Source organism: Spirochaeta lutea, from assembly GCF_000758165.1.
Classification (GTDB): Bacteria; Spirochaetota; Spirochaetia; order DSM-27196; family Salinispiraceae; genus Spirochaeta_D; species Spirochaeta_D lutea.
In genome coordinates this window covers 138197-153895 of sequence record NZ_JNUP01000065.1, presented here as the reverse complement: position 1 = coordinate 153895, position 15699 = coordinate 138197, and the positions used below count along the sequence as shown (strand labels likewise).

The 15699-nt window shown below is 54.6% G+C and carries 17 protein-coding genes and 1 tRNA gene; 14 read left to right on the top strand and 4 right to left on the bottom strand.

Going from position 1 to position 15699, the window contains the following annotated elements:
* Nucleotides 1-8: 8 nt before the first annotated feature.
* The 3 genes from DC28_RS09815 to DC28_RS09805 all read right to left on the bottom strand — a co-directional run bounded on the left by DC28_RS09815 (nucleotide 9) and on the right by DC28_RS09805 (nucleotide 2837).
* Nucleotides 9-1559, bottom strand: coding sequence for an MATE family efflux transporter (locus DC28_RS09815; protein WP_081942117.1), 1551 nt, complete (start codon nucleotides 1557-1559; stop codon nucleotides 9-11).
* Between the two features lie 66 nt (nucleotides 1560-1625).
* Nucleotides 1626-2279 carry a TetR/AcrR family transcriptional regulator gene (locus DC28_RS09810; protein WP_037548058.1) on the bottom strand — a complete coding sequence of 218 codons (654 nt, stop codon included), beginning with the start codon at nucleotides 2277-2279 and terminating at the stop codon, nucleotides 1626-1628.
* Between the two features lie 474 nt (nucleotides 2280-2753).
* Nucleotides 2754-2837, bottom strand: a tRNA-Leu gene (locus DC28_RS09805).
* 138 nt (nucleotides 2838-2975) lie between these two features.
* On the opposite strand from DC28_RS09805, the gene DC28_RS09800 reads away from it, so the two are divergent.
* Together DC28_RS09800 and DC28_RS09795 are read left to right on the top strand one after the other, a co-directional pair.
* A complete protein-coding gene (locus DC28_RS09800) occupies nucleotides 2976-3290 on the top strand; it encodes a hypothetical protein (protein ID WP_052078730.1) in 315 nt (104 codons plus the stop codon).
* 66 nt (nucleotides 3291-3356) lie between these two features.
* The gene (locus DC28_RS09795; RefSeq protein ID WP_156104650.1) at nucleotides 3357-5015 is read left to right on the top strand and encodes a hypothetical protein; all 1659 of its coding nucleotides are present in this window, start codon (nucleotides 3357-3359) and stop codon (nucleotides 5013-5015) included.
* A 29-nt stretch (nucleotides 5016-5044) separates the two neighbouring features.
* Here the strand turns inward: DC28_RS09795 and pyrH are convergent, their stop codons facing one another.
* Complete coding sequence (gene pyrH, locus DC28_RS09790; protein WP_037548056.1) at nucleotides 5045-5740, bottom strand: UMP kinase; 696 nt, start codon at nucleotides 5738-5740, stop codon at nucleotides 5045-5047.
* A 106-nt stretch (nucleotides 5741-5846) separates the two neighbouring features.
* On the opposite strand from pyrH, the gene DC28_RS09785 reads away from it, so the two are divergent.
* The 12 genes from DC28_RS09785 to DC28_RS09730 all read left to right on the top strand — a co-directional run bounded on the left by DC28_RS09785 (nucleotide 5847) and on the right by DC28_RS09730 (nucleotide 15559).
* Nucleotides 5847-6551, top strand: coding sequence for a LolA family protein (locus DC28_RS09785; RefSeq protein ID WP_156104649.1), 705 nt, complete (start codon nucleotides 5847-5849; stop codon nucleotides 6549-6551).
* A gap of 27 nt (nucleotides 6552-6578) precedes the next feature.
* Nucleotides 6579-7733: a helix-turn-helix domain-containing protein gene (locus tag DC28_RS09780; RefSeq protein ID WP_037548054.1), complete on the top strand. Its 1155-nt coding sequence runs from the start codon at nucleotides 6579-6581 to the stop codon at nucleotides 7731-7733.
* Nucleotides 7734-7740: 7 nt separating this feature from the next.
* Nucleotides 7741-9117, top strand: coding sequence for a 30S ribosomal protein S12 methylthiotransferase RimO (gene rimO, locus DC28_RS09775; protein ID WP_037548053.1), 1377 nt, complete (start codon nucleotides 7741-7743; stop codon nucleotides 9115-9117).
* Nucleotides 9118-9126: 9 nt separating this feature from the next.
* Nucleotides 9127-9471 carry a histidine triad nucleotide-binding protein gene (locus DC28_RS09770; protein ID WP_037548052.1) on the top strand — a complete coding sequence of 115 codons (345 nt, stop codon included), beginning with the start codon at nucleotides 9127-9129 and terminating at the stop codon, nucleotides 9469-9471.
* Between the two features lie 17 nt (nucleotides 9472-9488).
* Nucleotides 9489-11657, top strand: a complete 2169-nt coding sequence (locus DC28_RS09765) for an ATP-dependent helicase (protein WP_052078729.1) — start codon at nucleotides 9489-9491, stop codon at nucleotides 11655-11657.
* Nucleotides 11654-12520, top strand: a complete 867-nt coding sequence (locus tag DC28_RS09760) for a hypothetical protein (RefSeq protein ID WP_037548051.1) — start codon at nucleotides 11654-11656, stop codon at nucleotides 12518-12520. The genes DC28_RS09765 and DC28_RS09760 overlap by 4 nt, the downstream gene beginning before the upstream one ends.
* A complete protein-coding gene (locus tag DC28_RS09755; protein ID WP_037548050.1) occupies nucleotides 12517-12807 on the top strand; it encodes a hypothetical protein in 291 nt (96 codons plus the stop codon). The genes DC28_RS09760 and DC28_RS09755 overlap by 4 nt, the downstream gene beginning before the upstream one ends.
* A 132-nt stretch (nucleotides 12808-12939) precedes the next feature.
* The gene (locus tag DC28_RS09750) at nucleotides 12940-13179 is read left to right on the top strand and encodes a hypothetical protein (RefSeq protein ID WP_037548049.1); all 240 of its coding nucleotides are present in this window, start codon (nucleotides 12940-12942) and stop codon (nucleotides 13177-13179) included.
* 218 nt (nucleotides 13180-13397) lie between these two features.
* Nucleotides 13398-13826, top strand: coding sequence for a 50S ribosomal protein L13 (gene rplM / locus DC28_RS09745; protein WP_037548048.1), 429 nt, complete (start codon nucleotides 13398-13400; stop codon nucleotides 13824-13826).
* A gap of 15 nt (nucleotides 13827-13841) precedes the next feature.
* Entirely contained in the window at nucleotides 13842-14234 is a 393-nt protein-coding gene (gene rpsI / locus DC28_RS09740) for a 30S ribosomal protein S9 (protein WP_037548047.1), read from the top strand.
* Nucleotides 14173-14877 carry a regulatory protein RecX gene (locus DC28_RS09735; RefSeq protein ID WP_162180220.1) on the top strand — a complete coding sequence of 235 codons (705 nt, stop codon included), beginning with the start codon at nucleotides 14173-14175 and terminating at the stop codon, nucleotides 14875-14877. Before rpsI ends, DC28_RS09735 begins: the two co-directional genes overlap by 62 nt.
* 61 nt (nucleotides 14878-14938) lie before the next feature.
* A complete protein-coding gene (locus tag DC28_RS09730; RefSeq protein ID WP_037548045.1) occupies nucleotides 14939-15559 on the top strand; it encodes a response regulator in 621 nt (206 codons plus the stop codon).
* Nucleotides 15560-15699: the final 140 nt, after the last annotated feature.

The following is a 15699-nucleotide window of genomic DNA, read 5'->3' as shown; positions in this document are numbered from 1 at the left end:
GCCTCGGGCTACTCTTCGCTCTCTGCCCCATCAGCAGCCTCCGGCGACATGTCCTCTCCAACCCCTAGAACGGTCCCCGACCCGTCCCGGTCTGAAACAGTTCCGGTAGCCGCAGAAACGGCAGCCCCGCTTCCCGGCCCCCGGGGCTCCGGACTACCCAGGGCAATCTTCAATCTCCCAATAAATCCGCTGACCCCCTGGGTAAAGGGATTCCGCCCCAGAATAAACCGCAGCAGATTCACCATTCCCCGGATAAACTCATCCAGAATCATGGTCACATACATTCCCACCAGACCGAATCCCTGCTGTACTATCAGGACATAACTAACCAGCAGAACAAACACCGTCCCGAAAATCTGGCTGAATAGCATCCACCGGGTATCTCCCGTCCCCCGGACCGCGTTGCCCACCACCACATTCACCGCCTGGAAGTTGATGAACAAGGCCGCCATCCGAATGATGGTCCGAGCCTGCTCTAACACATAGGGGTCGTCGGTAAAAATCCGCGCCAACGGCCCGGGAAAACTAGCCATAATGCCCGCCCAGATGATACTCACCAGGATGCTGAGCCGCAGGCATTGGAATCCCCCCCGAAGAGCCTCATCCCAATCCTCCCGCCCCCACAACTGTCCCACCACCGTGGTAGTCGCCCGGGCAAACCCCTGGTAAATAAAATGTCCCAGGAGCTGCACACTCTGGACCAGACTCAGCACCCCCACCGCCATGGGATTCACCCCGTTGAGCATCCGAAGGAGAACCAGCTGTCCCACAAACCAGAGCAAACTCTCCACCCCGGAGGGCAGACCCAGAGCAAGCCCCCGCTTATACCGGATCCAGCTGGGCCGGAGAATCTCCTCCAAACGGTACCGGAAGGGCAGGCGTTTCGTCCTAAGCACAAAGATCGTCAGGGTCACCGAACCGGCAGCATTGGCAATCAGGGTAGCCAGGGCGGCCCCTTCCAACCCCATCTCGGGAAACCCCAGATTCCCGAAGATCAACAGCCAATCGAAAAGGATATTCAGCACATTCTTGAGCATGCCGACAAACATGATCGGCCGGGTATGTCCCACCCCCTGAAGGGTACTCGCCGCGGTAATCTCCGCCCCGAAAAAGATAAGAGACACGGACAGGATACGGACATAGGTTACCGCATCCTGCTTAATCGGCCCCGACGTACCCAACAACCCGAAAATCGCATCCGCTGAAGTAAACCAGAGCAGCCAGGTCAGAGCCGAGAAGATTGACGAATACACAAAACTTGACTCGCTCACCTCCCGGGCCGCATCCAGGCGTCCGGCCCCCACATGCTGGGCCACCAGAATGGTTATGCCCATGGCAGCGAACATCAAAAATATCGAAACGGCATTGTAGGGGATGATCACATTCCCGATGGCCGCCAGGTAGCGGCTATCCAGGTTCCCCAAAAAAGCCCGATCAATGAGCACCTGAAAATGCTGCACCATGTTCTGAATGATGATGGGCAGGGCGATGGAGAAAATCCACTTCCGCCTGGTGCGCAGGGTCTGCTTATACAATTGTTTATGTGCGAATCCTTGCATCCTCGTTTCCTTCCATTCCAATGTAAAGGGTGATTCCAACGCCCCACGCCTCAAAGACGTCCCCGCTTAACCCGGCAGCCCCCGGGAATCCTTGGAGATGTCATGTTCCAGCGGAACAAGACGCCGCCAGTAATTTTCCACCATCTGTTCCAATAAAAAATCATCCATCCGCACCCGGTGGTTTACAAACCGCAGGTACAGCAGCTGTTGTAAAAGCGCATCAAGCTCAATAGCCGTGGCCTCAGGATCAATATCCTTCCGGAGCTGCCCGGTTTCCTGAGCCTTCCGAAATACATCGGCTAGGGCCTGGTGTTTCATGCGATCATATTCGTCCAAGCGCTGCTGATACTCCGGGCAGCGCCGAGTAGCCTCATAGAGGAACGAATAGAACTGCAGAATGGCATCGTCCTGGCTGCTTCCCACCGTATCCATAATCCAGGCCTTACTGGAATCCAGCTCCTTAAACCCTTGGTGAATGCGATCCCGCAGGCTCAGGGTCTGGTCGGTCATCCACCGTGGAACTCGGGAATACTGGAAAAAACTATCCAGGGCATGCACATACAGGTCATCTTTTCCGGAAAAATGATGATACAAGGCTCCCTTGGTAAGACCTGTGGCCTTACATATATCCGCCAGGCTGGTACCCCGATAACCCATCTTCATAAACAGCTTCAGAGAAATGGCTAAGATTCGTTCCCTGCTTTCTTCTCCGCGTCCCATATCTTCCCCTCAAACATACATACTGGTTGGTATGTTTTATACCGAAGAAGAATGGTCTGTCAAGAACGTAATAACTACACCCAACCATGCGCCAAGGTACCGGCAGCGATGGGATGGCACCCTCCGGTACCCGGGAATGGATCCTGAATCACGAGATAGTGATATAGGTGAGGATGGCACTCCTAGTGCGCAAAAGGTTGGTAACCACACCGGATATAGCGAAGCAACCTATAAGTCCACCCGGGGGTGGTTTCGCCGGGGTGCAAAGGAACAACCTTTTTACACCCTATAAAAGGCGCTGAAGACCTGGGAACCCCGGAATTTGCCTCGGGATTGATGTTCCATGAGGTACAGTCTTGTGTTAGGGAGGGGCGGCGGGATGTGGCCTTGAAACCCGAAGAATCATACCTTCAAGGATCCTGCGAAACGCTCTAGGCAATCGCCTCGATGTAATTGCAGGGTATGAAAACAGAATACCGGCGGTCGGACTCGAACCGACACGGAGTTGCCCCCACCAGATTTTGAGTCTAGCGCGTCTACCAATTTCGCCACGCCGGCCTGTTTCTCTGCAGGTTGGAAGTGTAGACGAAAACCCGGGGTCTGACAATCCCGCCGGGAAACATGCACCAGGTTTTTCTTGCGCTTACCCAAAATCCCGCCTACCCTTAGGATAACACCATACCCAGGAGTCTGAAAATGAAGCGAAGTGCCCCCCTACGGGTTATTTCAGACCGGCATCAGGACGTTGCCGATATCCATATAAATCCCAACGACGGCTTTGACCTCGGCCTCATGACAACCCAGTATCCCATTATGTTGGAACTGGGCGCCACCGAAGAGTCCCTCGGAACGGGAAGCATCCCGGCCCTCTCCGGCATCATTTATCTGAAAAACGAGGTCGCACATAATACGGTCATCTTGAATAGCAAAACCGTGGCCGACCTAGGACTTAAAAAGGCCCAGGTCCGGCTCCTCTACCACCAAGGCAGAATGAGTATCGTTCCCGGATAGATTATTCTTCTAGGCCCGGGGTATGAATAGATTCAAATTGTCCGGCAAACCTGATAGAGTGATCCCATGCAGCCCGGGCCCTCACCACCGCTGAACCATCGGCGTAGATTCTTGGTTCTCCTCACTATCCTCGTACTCTCGGGATGCGCCTCCACTCCGGTCAGCCGCCGAGCTGCACCTATCCCCTCGTTTCCCTGGCAGAATTACGAACCCAGCCTCCTGGTCCTTGCCCGCATTGCAGCGGATACCATTCCCGACACCTACTCCCGGGTCTTCGCCCTGAGCCGAATCGCCCAGGAAGCCTTAGTGGCCCAGGACCGGTGGGCTCCCGGGGATGACCAGTTACAGCAAAATACCACCCAGCTCTCGCAAGGACGTGAAATCGGATTTGATTCTCTCCAGCAGAGTATTGGGATGGCCCAGGAGATCGATTCAGCCCTACGCCGAGCTGAACTATTTTCAGCCCTGAGCGGTGATTTTCTCGGATATCAGGCAGCGGAGCAAGCCCTCAGCCTGCTGAAACAGGCTGCAGATCTAGTCTTCCCCCTATTCAATCCTGATGAGGCCCAGGGGCGGGAAGTACAGATCCTGGAAGACCTAATCTACGCTCTGTTTAACACCGGCACAGCTGGATATCCCCTGTTGCGTCAGGCTGTGCAGCGGATATATCTCATTCAGGACTATACCCTCAGGGTGCGCCTTTTAACCCGGACAGCCCGGGAATACCAGCAGCTCGGGTCCGGGCAACGCGCCGGAGTTCTTCTTCAACAAGCATTAGCAGGGGCATCAGCCATTCCCCACCCTGCGGATCGCTTCCAGGCATACGCCCAGATCGCCCTGAGGTTCCAGGAGCAGCAGGATAGTCAGGAAGCCCTGCGCTACGCCGAAAAAGCCTACTCAATCCTGGAGGAGCTTGCTATAGACACCCTCACACCTGCTCAGCAAGAAACCGTCCGTCAGGGCATTCAGGATCTCATTCCCATGGGGTATGCCGGGCAGACGGGAGAATACATCCAGTATTTTACCCAAACCACGGAACAGCAGGAGCTTTCTCTCTATCTGGCGGAATACTATTTTGAACAGGGTGAACCCTTTGCAGCGGAAATTTTTCTCCAGCAGGTCCTGCAGCGTTCCCGGCAAATCCCCGGGCCTCAGGCCCTGCAGACCCAAGCCCTCACCACCCTGCGTATTGCCGGGCTATACCTGGAAAACAACGACCCGCTGATCGCCCAATACTATGTAGAGCAGTTGATCCAAGAGCTGCAGCAGAACCCAGCGCTTCTGGACGATTTCGGAAAGGCAGATCTGTTTGTTCTGGCTTCTCGGCTGGGGATTACGGACGCCGCCACCGCCCTGCTGGCCCGTATCCAGTCCGGGGCGGTTCGAGCGAGCGCCCTCTCCCGGGCCTTAGAAGCCCTCGCCCAGGAAAGCGGTTCTCAGGATCAGGCCGCCACCCAACAGCGCCAGATGCTCTCGGACCGGCTGGTGGCCACCCTCAACACCCTGGAGAACCAGCGGGATCAGAGCCTGCTCAACGCCTCCTTGGCCCTGGCCCGGACCGGCCAAACAGACGCTGCCCTGGAGCTTCTCGGAACCATTCAGGACCCCTACACCCTAAGCCTGGCAGCCAGTAACCTCTTTTCAATTATTCCCCCGGGAACTTTGCAACCTCAGACAGATCGGCTGCGGAACCTCTTAGCTGAATGGGACCGTCAACCGTCCTAACCCCCAACCCCATCTCGGTTTCTTCTATACTAACCGCCGATCTTGGTACCGAAAAATTCCTGATCCCGGAGAATCTTCCCAATGTTTGCCAGATCTCGCCCCCCTGCAGCGACCACCTTCAGTCCCAGCTGACGGGCTTGCTTGGTTGCTACTGGATCAAAGGGCAGATTGCTCCCCGGCTTCCAGTCCTCGCCCACTAAGGCCGTAAAATCCTTCCAGGAAATAGAACTGAGGGGAACCGCATCAGCATCGATCCGGGGGTCGGCAGTATAAACCTGCTCGATATTGCTCAAATTAATAACCGTATCAGCGCTGTAGCGTTCGGCAAGTTTCACCGCATCAAAATCCGTAGAAAAACCAGGCTTCCAACCGGCCCCCACCAACACCCTGCCGCTGAACCTCACCTCCGGAGCCGTGGGATCAGTCACCACCGGATCATCACACAACCCCTCATGGTGAAACACGGCGCGCACAAGTTCCGCATTCAACCGGGTTGCCATTATACCCACCCAGTCCTGGTCCTCCGAACATTCCCCGCCGGTCAGCACACGGTACGCCTCTTGGTACCTCCGTGCAGGAGCCCCCCCGCCGACGATTAATATCAATCTACGCCGATCATCCTCCCCCAGGTAGCTGCGGACCTCATCCACAAACGACCGGACAAACTCGGCATCCACCCCGTCAGGCGCGACAATAGACCCGCCAAGTGATACAATCTTTACCATGTTCTACTCCTCGTTAATTCTCGGCAATCCTAGGGTAAATACACCAAAGAGGCAATATATTGACAAGCCTAGCGCTTTTCGGAATAGTGAGACCTACGTCATGAATATGAAACGAACCCTCCCGGCCCGACTATTTCTCAGCGCACTCCTCCTGGTCCTGCTTTCACCCCTGGCTGCCCAGTCCATTATTACGGCACCCATGTACTTTGACCAGGTAGCTGCAAATTACCGCGATCTCAACGACTATGTTGCTGATTTAGTGCTCCAGGTAGAATCCGAGCGCATGGAAGGCCAGATCTACTACAAAGAACCCAACCTCCTACGGATAGACTTTACAGATCCAGAGGAACAAGTCCTGGTAAGCGACGGATCGGTTCTGCAAATCTACGTGCCGCGCTACGATGTAACCCTGAACCAGGCGCTGGATCCTCTGAGCACGACCTCACCCGGCGGTATAGCCACCGCCCAGGGATTGGATCTCCTACGCCGGAACTACACTATCGCCTTCCTGGACAGCCCGAACCCCGTACCCCTGGATAATCTGGAAGAAAACCCCCGGGGCTCCAGCGAACCGGTGGTCAAACTTCTGCTGCAGTGGAAAAATACCAACGAGGGATTCCGGGAGATTGAGCTCTCCATCGATTCTGATCAAATGATCCGCCGCATATCAGGTCTCACCGGGGACCGGCGCCGGGTAATTCTTACCTTTACCAACATACGGACAAACCAAAACATCCCGGACGCCCGATTCAGATACGAATCTCCGTCCTCGTCCAATAATTTCAACAACTTTTTATTCGGTACGAACTAAGCAGAACCAGAGGGAGGAACAGCAGGAATGGAATCAATCGGTGATAAACTCCGCACCAACCGGGAAGAGCGCGGTTACAGTATTGAACAGGTAGCCAGAGACACCCATATTACCAAGCGCTATCTCGAGGCCCTGGAAGAGGAGAATTTCACCATCTTTCCCGGAGAATCCTACCTTCTCGGTTTCCTCAGGAACTATTCCAACTACCTCGGCCTTAACGAGGGAGAAATGGTAACCCTCTACAAGAATATGCAACTTCAGGAAAACCCCTCCCCGGTGGAGGAGCTGCTCTACCCGAAATCGAGACCCTGGGGAAAGATCATCTTTATTCTAGCCTTCATCCTGATAGTCGCCGGCGGTATTGCCGCGGTTCTGCTTCTAAATGATTCCGATGCCCCCGAACCCCAACCCATCCAGGGTGTACAAGCCCCCGCTACCGGGGACCAGGGCAGGACTATCGCCTTCACGGGAGAAATTCTTGAACAGCTGTTCTCCGAGGGCGATCAAATCCGGGTTAGTCTGGAAAACCTGGAACAGACCATCCTCCTGGAAACCATCACCGACCAGGAGATTTTTTTTTCATCCCCCGGGGGTGATTTCCGCCTATCTACGATGGATGCCGCGTTAATCGACCTGAACAGAGACGGCGAGGATGACATCAGAATTCAAACCAAGGGCAATACCGCCCAGGAAGGGGATTCCCCCCAGTCGGTGATCCGCATCGACCGCTTTATCCAGCTGCCCTCGGATGCCCCCTCGGATCTCCTGGCAGAGCAGCAGACCGGAACTGAGTTTCTTCCGGGCAGTAATCCGCCGGAGGACGCCCCGAACCTCGGCCGCACAACCCTGCCGGGCCGGGTGCAATCCAGCCGGACCATTCTGGAACAGCCGTCCCCCTCGGCAATCAGGCTCATCGCCAGGCCTTCCGCCCCGGTGCTGATCAGAACCATGGACGACCAGGGACGCACCCAGGAGCGGTACCTTGAAGACGGAGACATCCTGGAATCCTCGGCCGCTCAGTGGATCCGGATATGGACCAGCAACGCAGGGGCCTCAGGCATCGACGTAAACGGTCAGGCTGTCCGGCTTGGCACCAGTGGGGAACCCACCGCCGCCATGATCGCCTGGAACCAAACCCCGGGATCCCAAGCCAACCGGCTTGAACTCATCCCTATGTACTAAGCCTACTATGGAAGAACTACATCCAACCTTTTTCCTCGAAAACCTCGGATGCGCTAAAAACCAGGTTGACGCTGAGATCATGATATCCCGCCTGGAAGACCGCGGCTGGAGGCTGACGGACCAGGCCGGAGATGCCCAGTACATCCTCATCAATACCTGCGGGTTCATCCAACCCGCCAAGGAGGAGAGTATTGAGGTAACCATGGAGTATCTCCGGGACTACCCCGAAAGCAAGGTAATCCTAACCGGCTGCCTCGCTCAGCGCTATCCGGAGGATCTTTCCCAAGACATTCCCGAGGTGGAGGGGGTGTTCGGCAACCATTCCGTACAACGTATCGCCGAGTTTCTCGAAGACCGCCTACCCCGGGGTCAGCGGGTCTTTATTCCCGGGGCATCCTATGGACCGAATCCGGAGCTCCCCGCCCCGGAATTTGATTCCCGGCACAGAACGAGGCTGTTATCCTATCCCGGATCTGCCTACCTTAAGATTTCCGAGGGCTGCCGGAACCGCTGTTCCTTCTGCGCCATCCCCCTAATCAGAGGCTCCCTCCGGAGCCGGACAATTCAAGACGTCACCCAGGAGGCCCGGGGGCTCTTGAGCCGGGGAATAAAAGAGCTCAACCTCATCGCCCAGGATCTCAGCGATTTCGGGCGGGACCGCGGTCCAGCAGGCCGGGGCGAATTCCCGGCCCTGGTAAAGTCCCTGCTGGAGCTTCCCGGAGATTTTTGGATCAGGCTTCTGTACATCTACCCTGAACACTTTCCCCTTGAGATTCTGGAGATCTGTAATCAGGACCCCCGGGTCCTTCCCTACTTCGATATTCCCATGCAGCATGCTTCTTCGAAAATACTCAAGGCCATGGGCAGGCCGGGTACAAAAGAATCTAACCTTGAACTAATCCAGAGGATTCGGGAGCGCCTTCCCCAGGCTGTTATCCGCACCAGTATCATCACCGGATTTCCCGGTGAGGACCAGGATGACCTGGGGGAACTCATGGATTTTCAGGATAGGGCGCGCATCGAATGGCTGGGCGTATTTGCCTACTCCCGGGAGGAGGGAACCCGGGCGGCGGCCATGGGCAATCAAATCCCCCCGGAAGAAGCCCTGCGCCGAAAACACCTCCTGGAAGACCGTCAGATTCCCATCATGCATTCCCGGATTGACCGGTTTATCGGTTCTCCCAGCAGCATGATTATCGAAGACCTGGTTCCCCAACGGGATGGCCAAGCCGCTGCCGCCCTAGGCCGGACTCCCTTCCAGGCTCCGGATGTGGACGGTCTCACGGTTCTCCCCGCCCCCCCGGGACACCTCAAACCCGGCATGGTTGTACCGGTGACCATCAAAAAGAGAAACGGCGTAGACCTGATAGCCCAAGCCCTGTAAACTACTCCCATGGAAGATACAATTTTTGATAAAATTCTCCGGAAAGAAATCCCGGCAGATGTTGTCCATGAGGATGAGCACATTCTCGCCTTCCGGGACATCAATCCCCAGGCCCCGGTGCATATCCTTGTTATTCCAAAAACACGGATGGTGAGTTTCGCGGACCTGAAAACCCAGGATCCCCGGGTAGTCTCTGACTTCATCACCGGTGTAAGCTCCCTAGCCCAAAACCTCGGCCTGGAGACCGACGGATATCGGGTGGTTTTTAATACGGGAAGTAACGGCGGCCAGGAGGTACCCTACCTCCATGCCCACATCCTCGGAGGACGGCGACTTCAGTGGCCTCCGGGCTGATCCGCTGAGGGAGGATCATGGTGTCTGCTCAACAGCCTAATACCAGTCTCGATGCCTTTATTCAGGGCCTGAATGAGGTTCAACGCCAGGCGGTAACCCACACAGGAAATCCCCTCCTCATTCTGGCCGGTGCCGGTTCGGGAAAAACCCGGGTTATAACCGGGAAAATTGCCTACCTTATTGAACACATGGGGGTGGATCCCCGATCAATCCTGGCGGTAACCTTTACTAATAAGGCGGCCCAGGAAATGCAGCTCCGGGCTGCGTCTCTTACCCCCCAAGCCGGCCAGGTTCTGATAAAAACCTTTCATAGCTTCGGCTCCTGGCTACTCAGGCGTAATGCAGCTCTGCTTTCTATGGCTTCACAGTTTACCATCTACGATGACGATGACCAGCTGACCCTGCTGCATAGCTTGTATCCCGAAACAAACCGCAGTCAACTCCGGGGACTATCCAACCAAATCTCCCGAGCGAAAGACTTCGGCCTGGGACCCCATGACCCCTTGGAACAGATATCCCACGATCCGGAATTTCCCCAGGCCTACCAGGCCTATGAAAAACGTCTCCGCGAAATCGGCAACGCTGATTTCGGCGATCTCATTCTACGCACCACGGAGCTGCTCACCCAGCATCCCGAGGTTCAGGAACGAATGCACCACCGGTTCCGGGTTATCCTGGTGGACGAGTACCAGGACTCGAATAGTGCCCAATTCAAGCTGCTCAGCGCCTTGGCCGGCCCGGAGGCATATATCTGTGTGGTAGGCGATGATGACCAGTCCATTTACCGGTTTCGGGGGGCGGAGGTTCGGAATATTCTCGAATTTTCCCAGCAATTTCCCGGCACGGATGTCATTCGACTGGAACAAAACTACCGGTCCACCGGCCATATTCTTGAGTTAGCCGGGGCCGTAGTGGCCAACAATCAAGGCCGCTTGGGAAAGGTCCTGTGGACCGCCAAGGGTAAGGGAGAACTGCCCCGCATCTTTCTTTTAGACGATGCAGAATCCGAGGCTCAGCTTGCCACCAAGCTGTTGCAGACCGAAATTGAAACCGGCACCCCCCTGTCCGACACCGCCATCCTCTACCGGACCAATGCCCAAAGCCGTCTGTTTGAAACCGCGTTCCTCCAGGCCGGAATCCCCTACCGCATTGTAGGGACACTCCGCTTCTACGAACGGGAGGAAATCAAGGACAGCATCGCATTCCTCAAATTTCTGGCCAACCCGAAAGACGAAGTCGCCTTCCGGCGGATTATAAACAAACCCGCCAGGGGTATAGGCGCTTCCAGCCTTGCAAAAATCCTGGAGCGCCTCGGGCCGGCCAGGGGCAACCTGCTCCTGGCCACAGAATACACCGTACCCGAGGTTTCCCCGCGGTCCAAGAAATCCATCGCATCCTTTCTCGCCATGGTCACCACCCTATCCCAGCCCCCAGAGAAGGGCGAAACCCTGGCAGCCTGGGTCGAGACGGTGATCCGAGAATCCGGATTGGCCGAATACCATGCCCAGCAGGATACGGTAGCCGGAACCCAGAAGGTCCAGAATCTTGAGGAACTGGTTAATGCCGCCAGCCTGTATTCGAACACCCCGGAAGGGCTCACGGAATTCCTCGAAGCTGTGGAGTTAGATGCCGCCCGTAGCCGGGACACCGAATCAGAAAACGGCGTTACCCTTATTACAATGCATAATACCAAGGGGTTGGAATTTCCCAAGGTGATTATAACGGGCATGGAAGAGGGGCTCTTCCCCCGTTCCGATGAGGATGAGCAGGAGATCGAAGAGGAGCGCAGACTCTTCTACGTTGCTGTTACTCGGGCCCAGGAGCAGGTACTGTTCACCAGCTGCCGCAGCCGCCGTATTCACGGCCGGATCGTCGATACCATGCCCTCCCGGTTTCTCTCTGAAATTCCCGAACACCTCCGGGAAATTGATGATCAAACCCGGTTCGCGGTCCCTCGAGGCTACCCGGCAGCCCATACTACAGTCCGACGCGGCCCGTCATCACCCCAAACCCGGAACAGCTTCACCTTCCCCAAGGGAACCCGGGTGTACCATGACGATTACGGATCCGGCGAGGTCGTCAAAGCCTGGGAAAACGGTGACAACGAGGTCGTCATCGTTCAATTTGAAACGGGCCGGAGCGGTCAGTTTATCCCGAAATACTCAGGGTTGGAGAAAATTCAATGATACAAGATCCCGATACCCCGGGGGTTCCCCATGAACGGCTTTTCCGGCTTCCCGCCGTAAAACGGGCCCGGGGGTTCTATTTCTACGCTCCGGATGGCACCCGCTATCTGGATCTATGGCAGAACAACGGCCTCGCCTACCGTGGCCACTCTCCCGCCGGGTTCACCCAGGCTATTAAAAACCGAATCAGCACCAAGCTCTTCGGTCCCCTGCCGAATTCCCTCTTCCTCCGGCTTACGAAGGGGTTAACGGCATTCTATCCGGAATATGAGCCCCGGATATTTCCCAGTCAGGAAGCCGCAGTCCTCGGCCTACAAAGCATTGGAATCACCCTAGACGATTATGCATTCAGCCGTTGGCAGCCCACTGCCACACCGGAAAACCAGGAGATAGCCTTCCACCGACCCGATACCCCGACCCCCGGAACCGGGCTGATCCTCCCGATCCTGCCCCAGCTCGCAGGGTATTTCGGTCAGATTCTCATGGTTCGGAAGCAGCATCCCCTCTTGAAAGCAATCTCCAGCCCCGGGGCCTCACCAATCCAAATTGAGGCCATGCTCCTGGGATTAGCCCTCTTCTCTCCGGAGATAAAACCCGAGGCGAAACACCGCCCCCGGGGCCAGAACCGCGATCGATCCCAGGTGCCCCCGCCGGAATCTTTGCATACTCCAGGATTTCACCGCTCCGGACGGTACCTGATTCCCCGGCTGGATCAAGGCCAGTACTTTGCATGGTACAAGGCGGCCAGGGCCCAAAAATTTGTTTTTAACCCCTACTGGGGGGGGGTGAGTATCCTTCCGGCCCATGCCTCCAAGGGAGAATGGGACAGACTAAAGGCCCTGTTTCAGGAGGTGCCGGCATGACTGCCTTTCTGATCGAACTGCTCATCCGCATGGTCTTTTCGGGGGCGGCAACCTTTACTGCCATTCTGCTTTGGTCACGGACCAGGGATCCAGCGTGGATGATGGTGATTCTAGGCATGGTCCTGCTTTTCGGCGGCATCGTGTACGATCTGCTCTCATTCTTCGGAATCATCCAGTCGGTGGTGCTCCAGGGAACCCCCAGGCTCATCGCTGAGGGGGTTCTAAAAAGCCTCCCCTTTCTGTTCTTCTTCATCGGCTTTTTCATCGCCGCCCGGAGACGGAGGTAAAAGTCGCTGGGATTCCCTGGGGCATGAGCAAATGAGGCAGGATTACTTTTACCGCTGACTCCCTAGAGTCCCTTGACTTTTCAGCGGTTTTCCGCTTTCATGATACAACCTGTACACTAACTGGAGGATGAAATGGTCGCATTGATTGTAGGAATTGTCTTTATAGGATTTGCAGTATTTTCTGCTTTCCCTCCCCTCGCATGGTGGGATGAAATCCTCAATTTCCTGAAGGGCGGTGTGCCAGTATTTGCACTTTTCATCGGTTTGATCGCCGTGTTTATCGGGATTGCGGATATTAAGGACCGAATTGAAGCTAAAAAAGAAGAGGCTGAGGAAGCGAAGGAAGATGCTGCTCAGTCTGAAGAACAGTAGAGGCCGGCAGCCCCTACTGTTCCGATATTTCGGCATCCCCGACTAATCACTGCTCCTGATTTGTTGGGGATCATGAGGAATTTCCGAGTGGCCCACTCCTTTCCCCGGTGTATCCTCGGTTAGCACCTCATACCTCCGAAGTATCAAAAAGAGGTTCGGAGCATCCCATTGGGGATGTCTGATCATGAAACATGAATATTATTTAAAGGGCGCATTACATGGAAACGATATTTGTTAAGCCTAAAGACTTTGACCGGAAGTGGTACATCGTCGATGCGGAAGGAAAAACGCTGGGAAGAATTGCTTCCGAGGTGGCGTTTGTTCTCCGGGGCAAAAATAAGCCATACTACACCCCCCACCAGGAGTGCGGTGATTATGTGGTAATTGTAAACGCAGAAAAGGTTGTTGTAAGCGGAGATAAGCTTTCAGCAAAGAAATACTACCGACACAGTGGATATCCCGGCGGTCTCACCACTACGCCTCTCAAGGATATGTTGGCTAAGAAACCAACCTTCCCCCTTGAAAGGGCTATTCGCGGTATGCTGCCTAAGAATCGTCTTGGAAGAAAGCTCTTCAAGAATCTTAAGGTGTATGCAGGACCTAATCATCCGCATACTGCTCAGCAGCCCCTTCCACTCGAAATTTAGGACCAGGAGTAAAACGTGGTTAAGAATCTTTCAAATGCAATTGGCAGAAGAAAAACATCTGTTGCCCGGGTTTACCTTCGTCAGGGATCGGGCGCTATTACGGTTAACGGAAAAGCCGCTGACCAGTATTTTGATAGCCCCGAGATGCTTTTCGTGGTAAACCAACCCCTGAATGTTACCGATACCCTTACGAAGTTCGATATCGTAGTAACGGTACGGGGCGGCGGTAAAGCAGGTCAGGCTGAAGCGGTACGGCACGGGCTTTCAAGAGCTTTGGTTGCCTATGATGAAACAAACCTCAGCAGTCTGCGGGCTAACGGGTTCATGACCCGGGATCCCCGTATGGTTGAACGGAAAAAGTACGGACAACGCGGTGCAAGACGGCGGTTCCAGTTCTCCAAGCGATAATCTGGTTATCCGTTCGATTCATAAAACAAGAGGAACCGTTCCCGCCCTCCGTGTGGAGGTCGTGGAGGGTTCCTCTTTTTTATGCCCACCCGCTCTTGCCCGGGAATACGGCCTTCGCCCAGGGGTAGTGCTCGAGGCTGAGACGGTTCAATCCCTTCAAACCCGGAGCGAAGAACACCTAGCCTATCAGAAGATCCTTGATCTCTTAGCCCGCAGGGAGTATACCCGAAAGGAACTTGAGCTCCGTCTTATTAAAAAGGGCTTTTCCCGAGAATCCAGGGATCATGCTCTGAATCGTGCTGTAGATCAAAAGATCATCAGCCACAGTCGGTATTCTGAGGATTGGATACGCGGTCGCCTGCGGAAACATCCCGAATCGACAACCCTCCTAACCATGGGCCTCGTGCAACGGGGCGTGGACAAGGCCACGGCCCGCAGCATCATAACGGCCATGTTCGAAGAAGAACCCGATTTAGAATACCGCTTATGCCTTGATGCCGCCAAACAGCTATCAGCTAGAAATGTAGATGGCGAAAAATTACCGAAAAAGCTTCTTTCCCGGGGATTCTCCATGGCCGTTATTCGGCGAAGTGCACGGGAGATCGAAAAAATAACAGGATTGCCAATTCACTTAAAATTTTGATTGACAAATTAGACAATTTTTTATTAGTATGTAGGTAGGATATTAAGAAAGGATAGGGACTATGGCAAGAACAGACAAAAAGATTCGTATTTTCTCTGCTCTCGAAGTAGCCAATATTTGCGGTGTGGTCAACCAAACTGCAATTAATTGGATTAAAAATGGCTACTTGCAGGCATTTCAGACCCCGGGTGGTCAGTACCGGGTCTACTCCGAGGACCTTATCAGCTTCCTTACCGAACGTGGAATGAGGATGCCTGATGAGTTACACAAATTTCTTGAGGACAAGCTCTCCATTGATACAGTCCTGATCGTTGATGACGAGCGGGAACTGAATGACAGCATCAAGAAGGGCTTGGAAATAATCAACGAAGATTATACCATTTACCAAGCCTTCGACGGATTTGAGGCCGGTAAGCTCAGCGCTGAGAAGAAGCCTCATCTCATCATTCTAGATGTGGATCTTCCCGGGGTGGACGGCGTACGGCTCTGTAAATCTCTTCGTGATGATACGGGAATTGCCCAGCCGGTAATTGTCGGTATTTCTGGAGATGCATCCACAGAGGCAGCCATTACCGAAGCAGGTGCAGATGCGTTTATGGCAAAACCCATCGATATTCAGGCTCTTTCAAACAAAATTGAAGAGATTGTAGAAGAGCGGAACAACAGCGCTAAAAAACGCTAATCTCAAAGTCTGATTGGAATTTGGTAGGTCATATCTACCACGATCCATCACCAACGAGCCGTACCATCCCGCGGCGTAACCAGCTCAATACGGGAGTAATTAACAAAGTAAGAAAAAGGCCCGATGCTGTGTATCAGCAA

Excerpts from the sequence above, each read along its gene's own strand:
- DC28_RS09815 (WP_081942117.1), bottom strand. The coding sequence starts at position 1,559 with ATGCAAGGATTCGCACATAAACAATTGTATAAGCAGACCCTGCGCACC.
- DC28_RS09810 (WP_037548058.1), bottom strand. The coding sequence starts at position 2,279 with ATGGGACGCGGAGAAGAAAGCAGGGAACGAATCTTAGCCATTTCTCTG.
- DC28_RS09800 (WP_052078730.1), top strand. The coding sequence starts at position 2,976 with ATGAAGCGAAGTGCCCCCCTACGGGTTATTTCAGACCGGCATCAGGAC.
- DC28_RS09795 (WP_156104650.1), top strand. The coding sequence starts at position 3,357 with ATGCAGCCCGGGCCCTCACCACCGCTGAACCATCGGCGTAGATTCTTG.
- pyrH (WP_037548056.1), bottom strand. The coding sequence starts at position 5,740 with ATGGTAAAGATTGTATCACTTGGCGGGTCTATTGTCGCGCCTGACGGG.
- DC28_RS09785 (WP_156104649.1), top strand. The coding sequence starts at position 5,847 with ATGAAACGAACCCTCCCGGCCCGACTATTTCTCAGCGCACTCCTCCTG.
- DC28_RS09780 (WP_037548054.1), top strand. The coding sequence starts at position 6,579 with ATGGAATCAATCGGTGATAAACTCCGCACCAACCGGGAAGAGCGCGGT.
- rimO (WP_037548053.1), top strand. The coding sequence starts at position 7,741 with ATGGAAGAACTACATCCAACCTTTTTCCTCGAAAACCTCGGATGCGCT.
- DC28_RS09770 (WP_037548052.1), top strand. The coding sequence starts at position 9,127 with ATGGAAGATACAATTTTTGATAAAATTCTCCGGAAAGAAATCCCGGCA.
- DC28_RS09765 (WP_052078729.1), top strand. The coding sequence starts at position 9,489 with ATGGTGTCTGCTCAACAGCCTAATACCAGTCTCGATGCCTTTATTCAG.
- DC28_RS09760 (WP_037548051.1), top strand. The coding sequence starts at position 11,654 with ATGATACAAGATCCCGATACCCCGGGGGTTCCCCATGAACGGCTTTTC.
- DC28_RS09755 (WP_037548050.1), top strand. The coding sequence starts at position 12,517 with ATGACTGCCTTTCTGATCGAACTGCTCATCCGCATGGTCTTTTCGGGG.
- DC28_RS09750 (WP_037548049.1), top strand. The coding sequence starts at position 12,940 with ATGGTCGCATTGATTGTAGGAATTGTCTTTATAGGATTTGCAGTATTT.
- rplM (WP_037548048.1), top strand. The coding sequence starts at position 13,398 with ATGGAAACGATATTTGTTAAGCCTAAAGACTTTGACCGGAAGTGGTAC.
- DC28_RS09730 (WP_037548045.1), top strand. The coding sequence starts at position 14,939 with ATGGCAAGAACAGACAAAAAGATTCGTATTTTCTCTGCTCTCGAAGTA.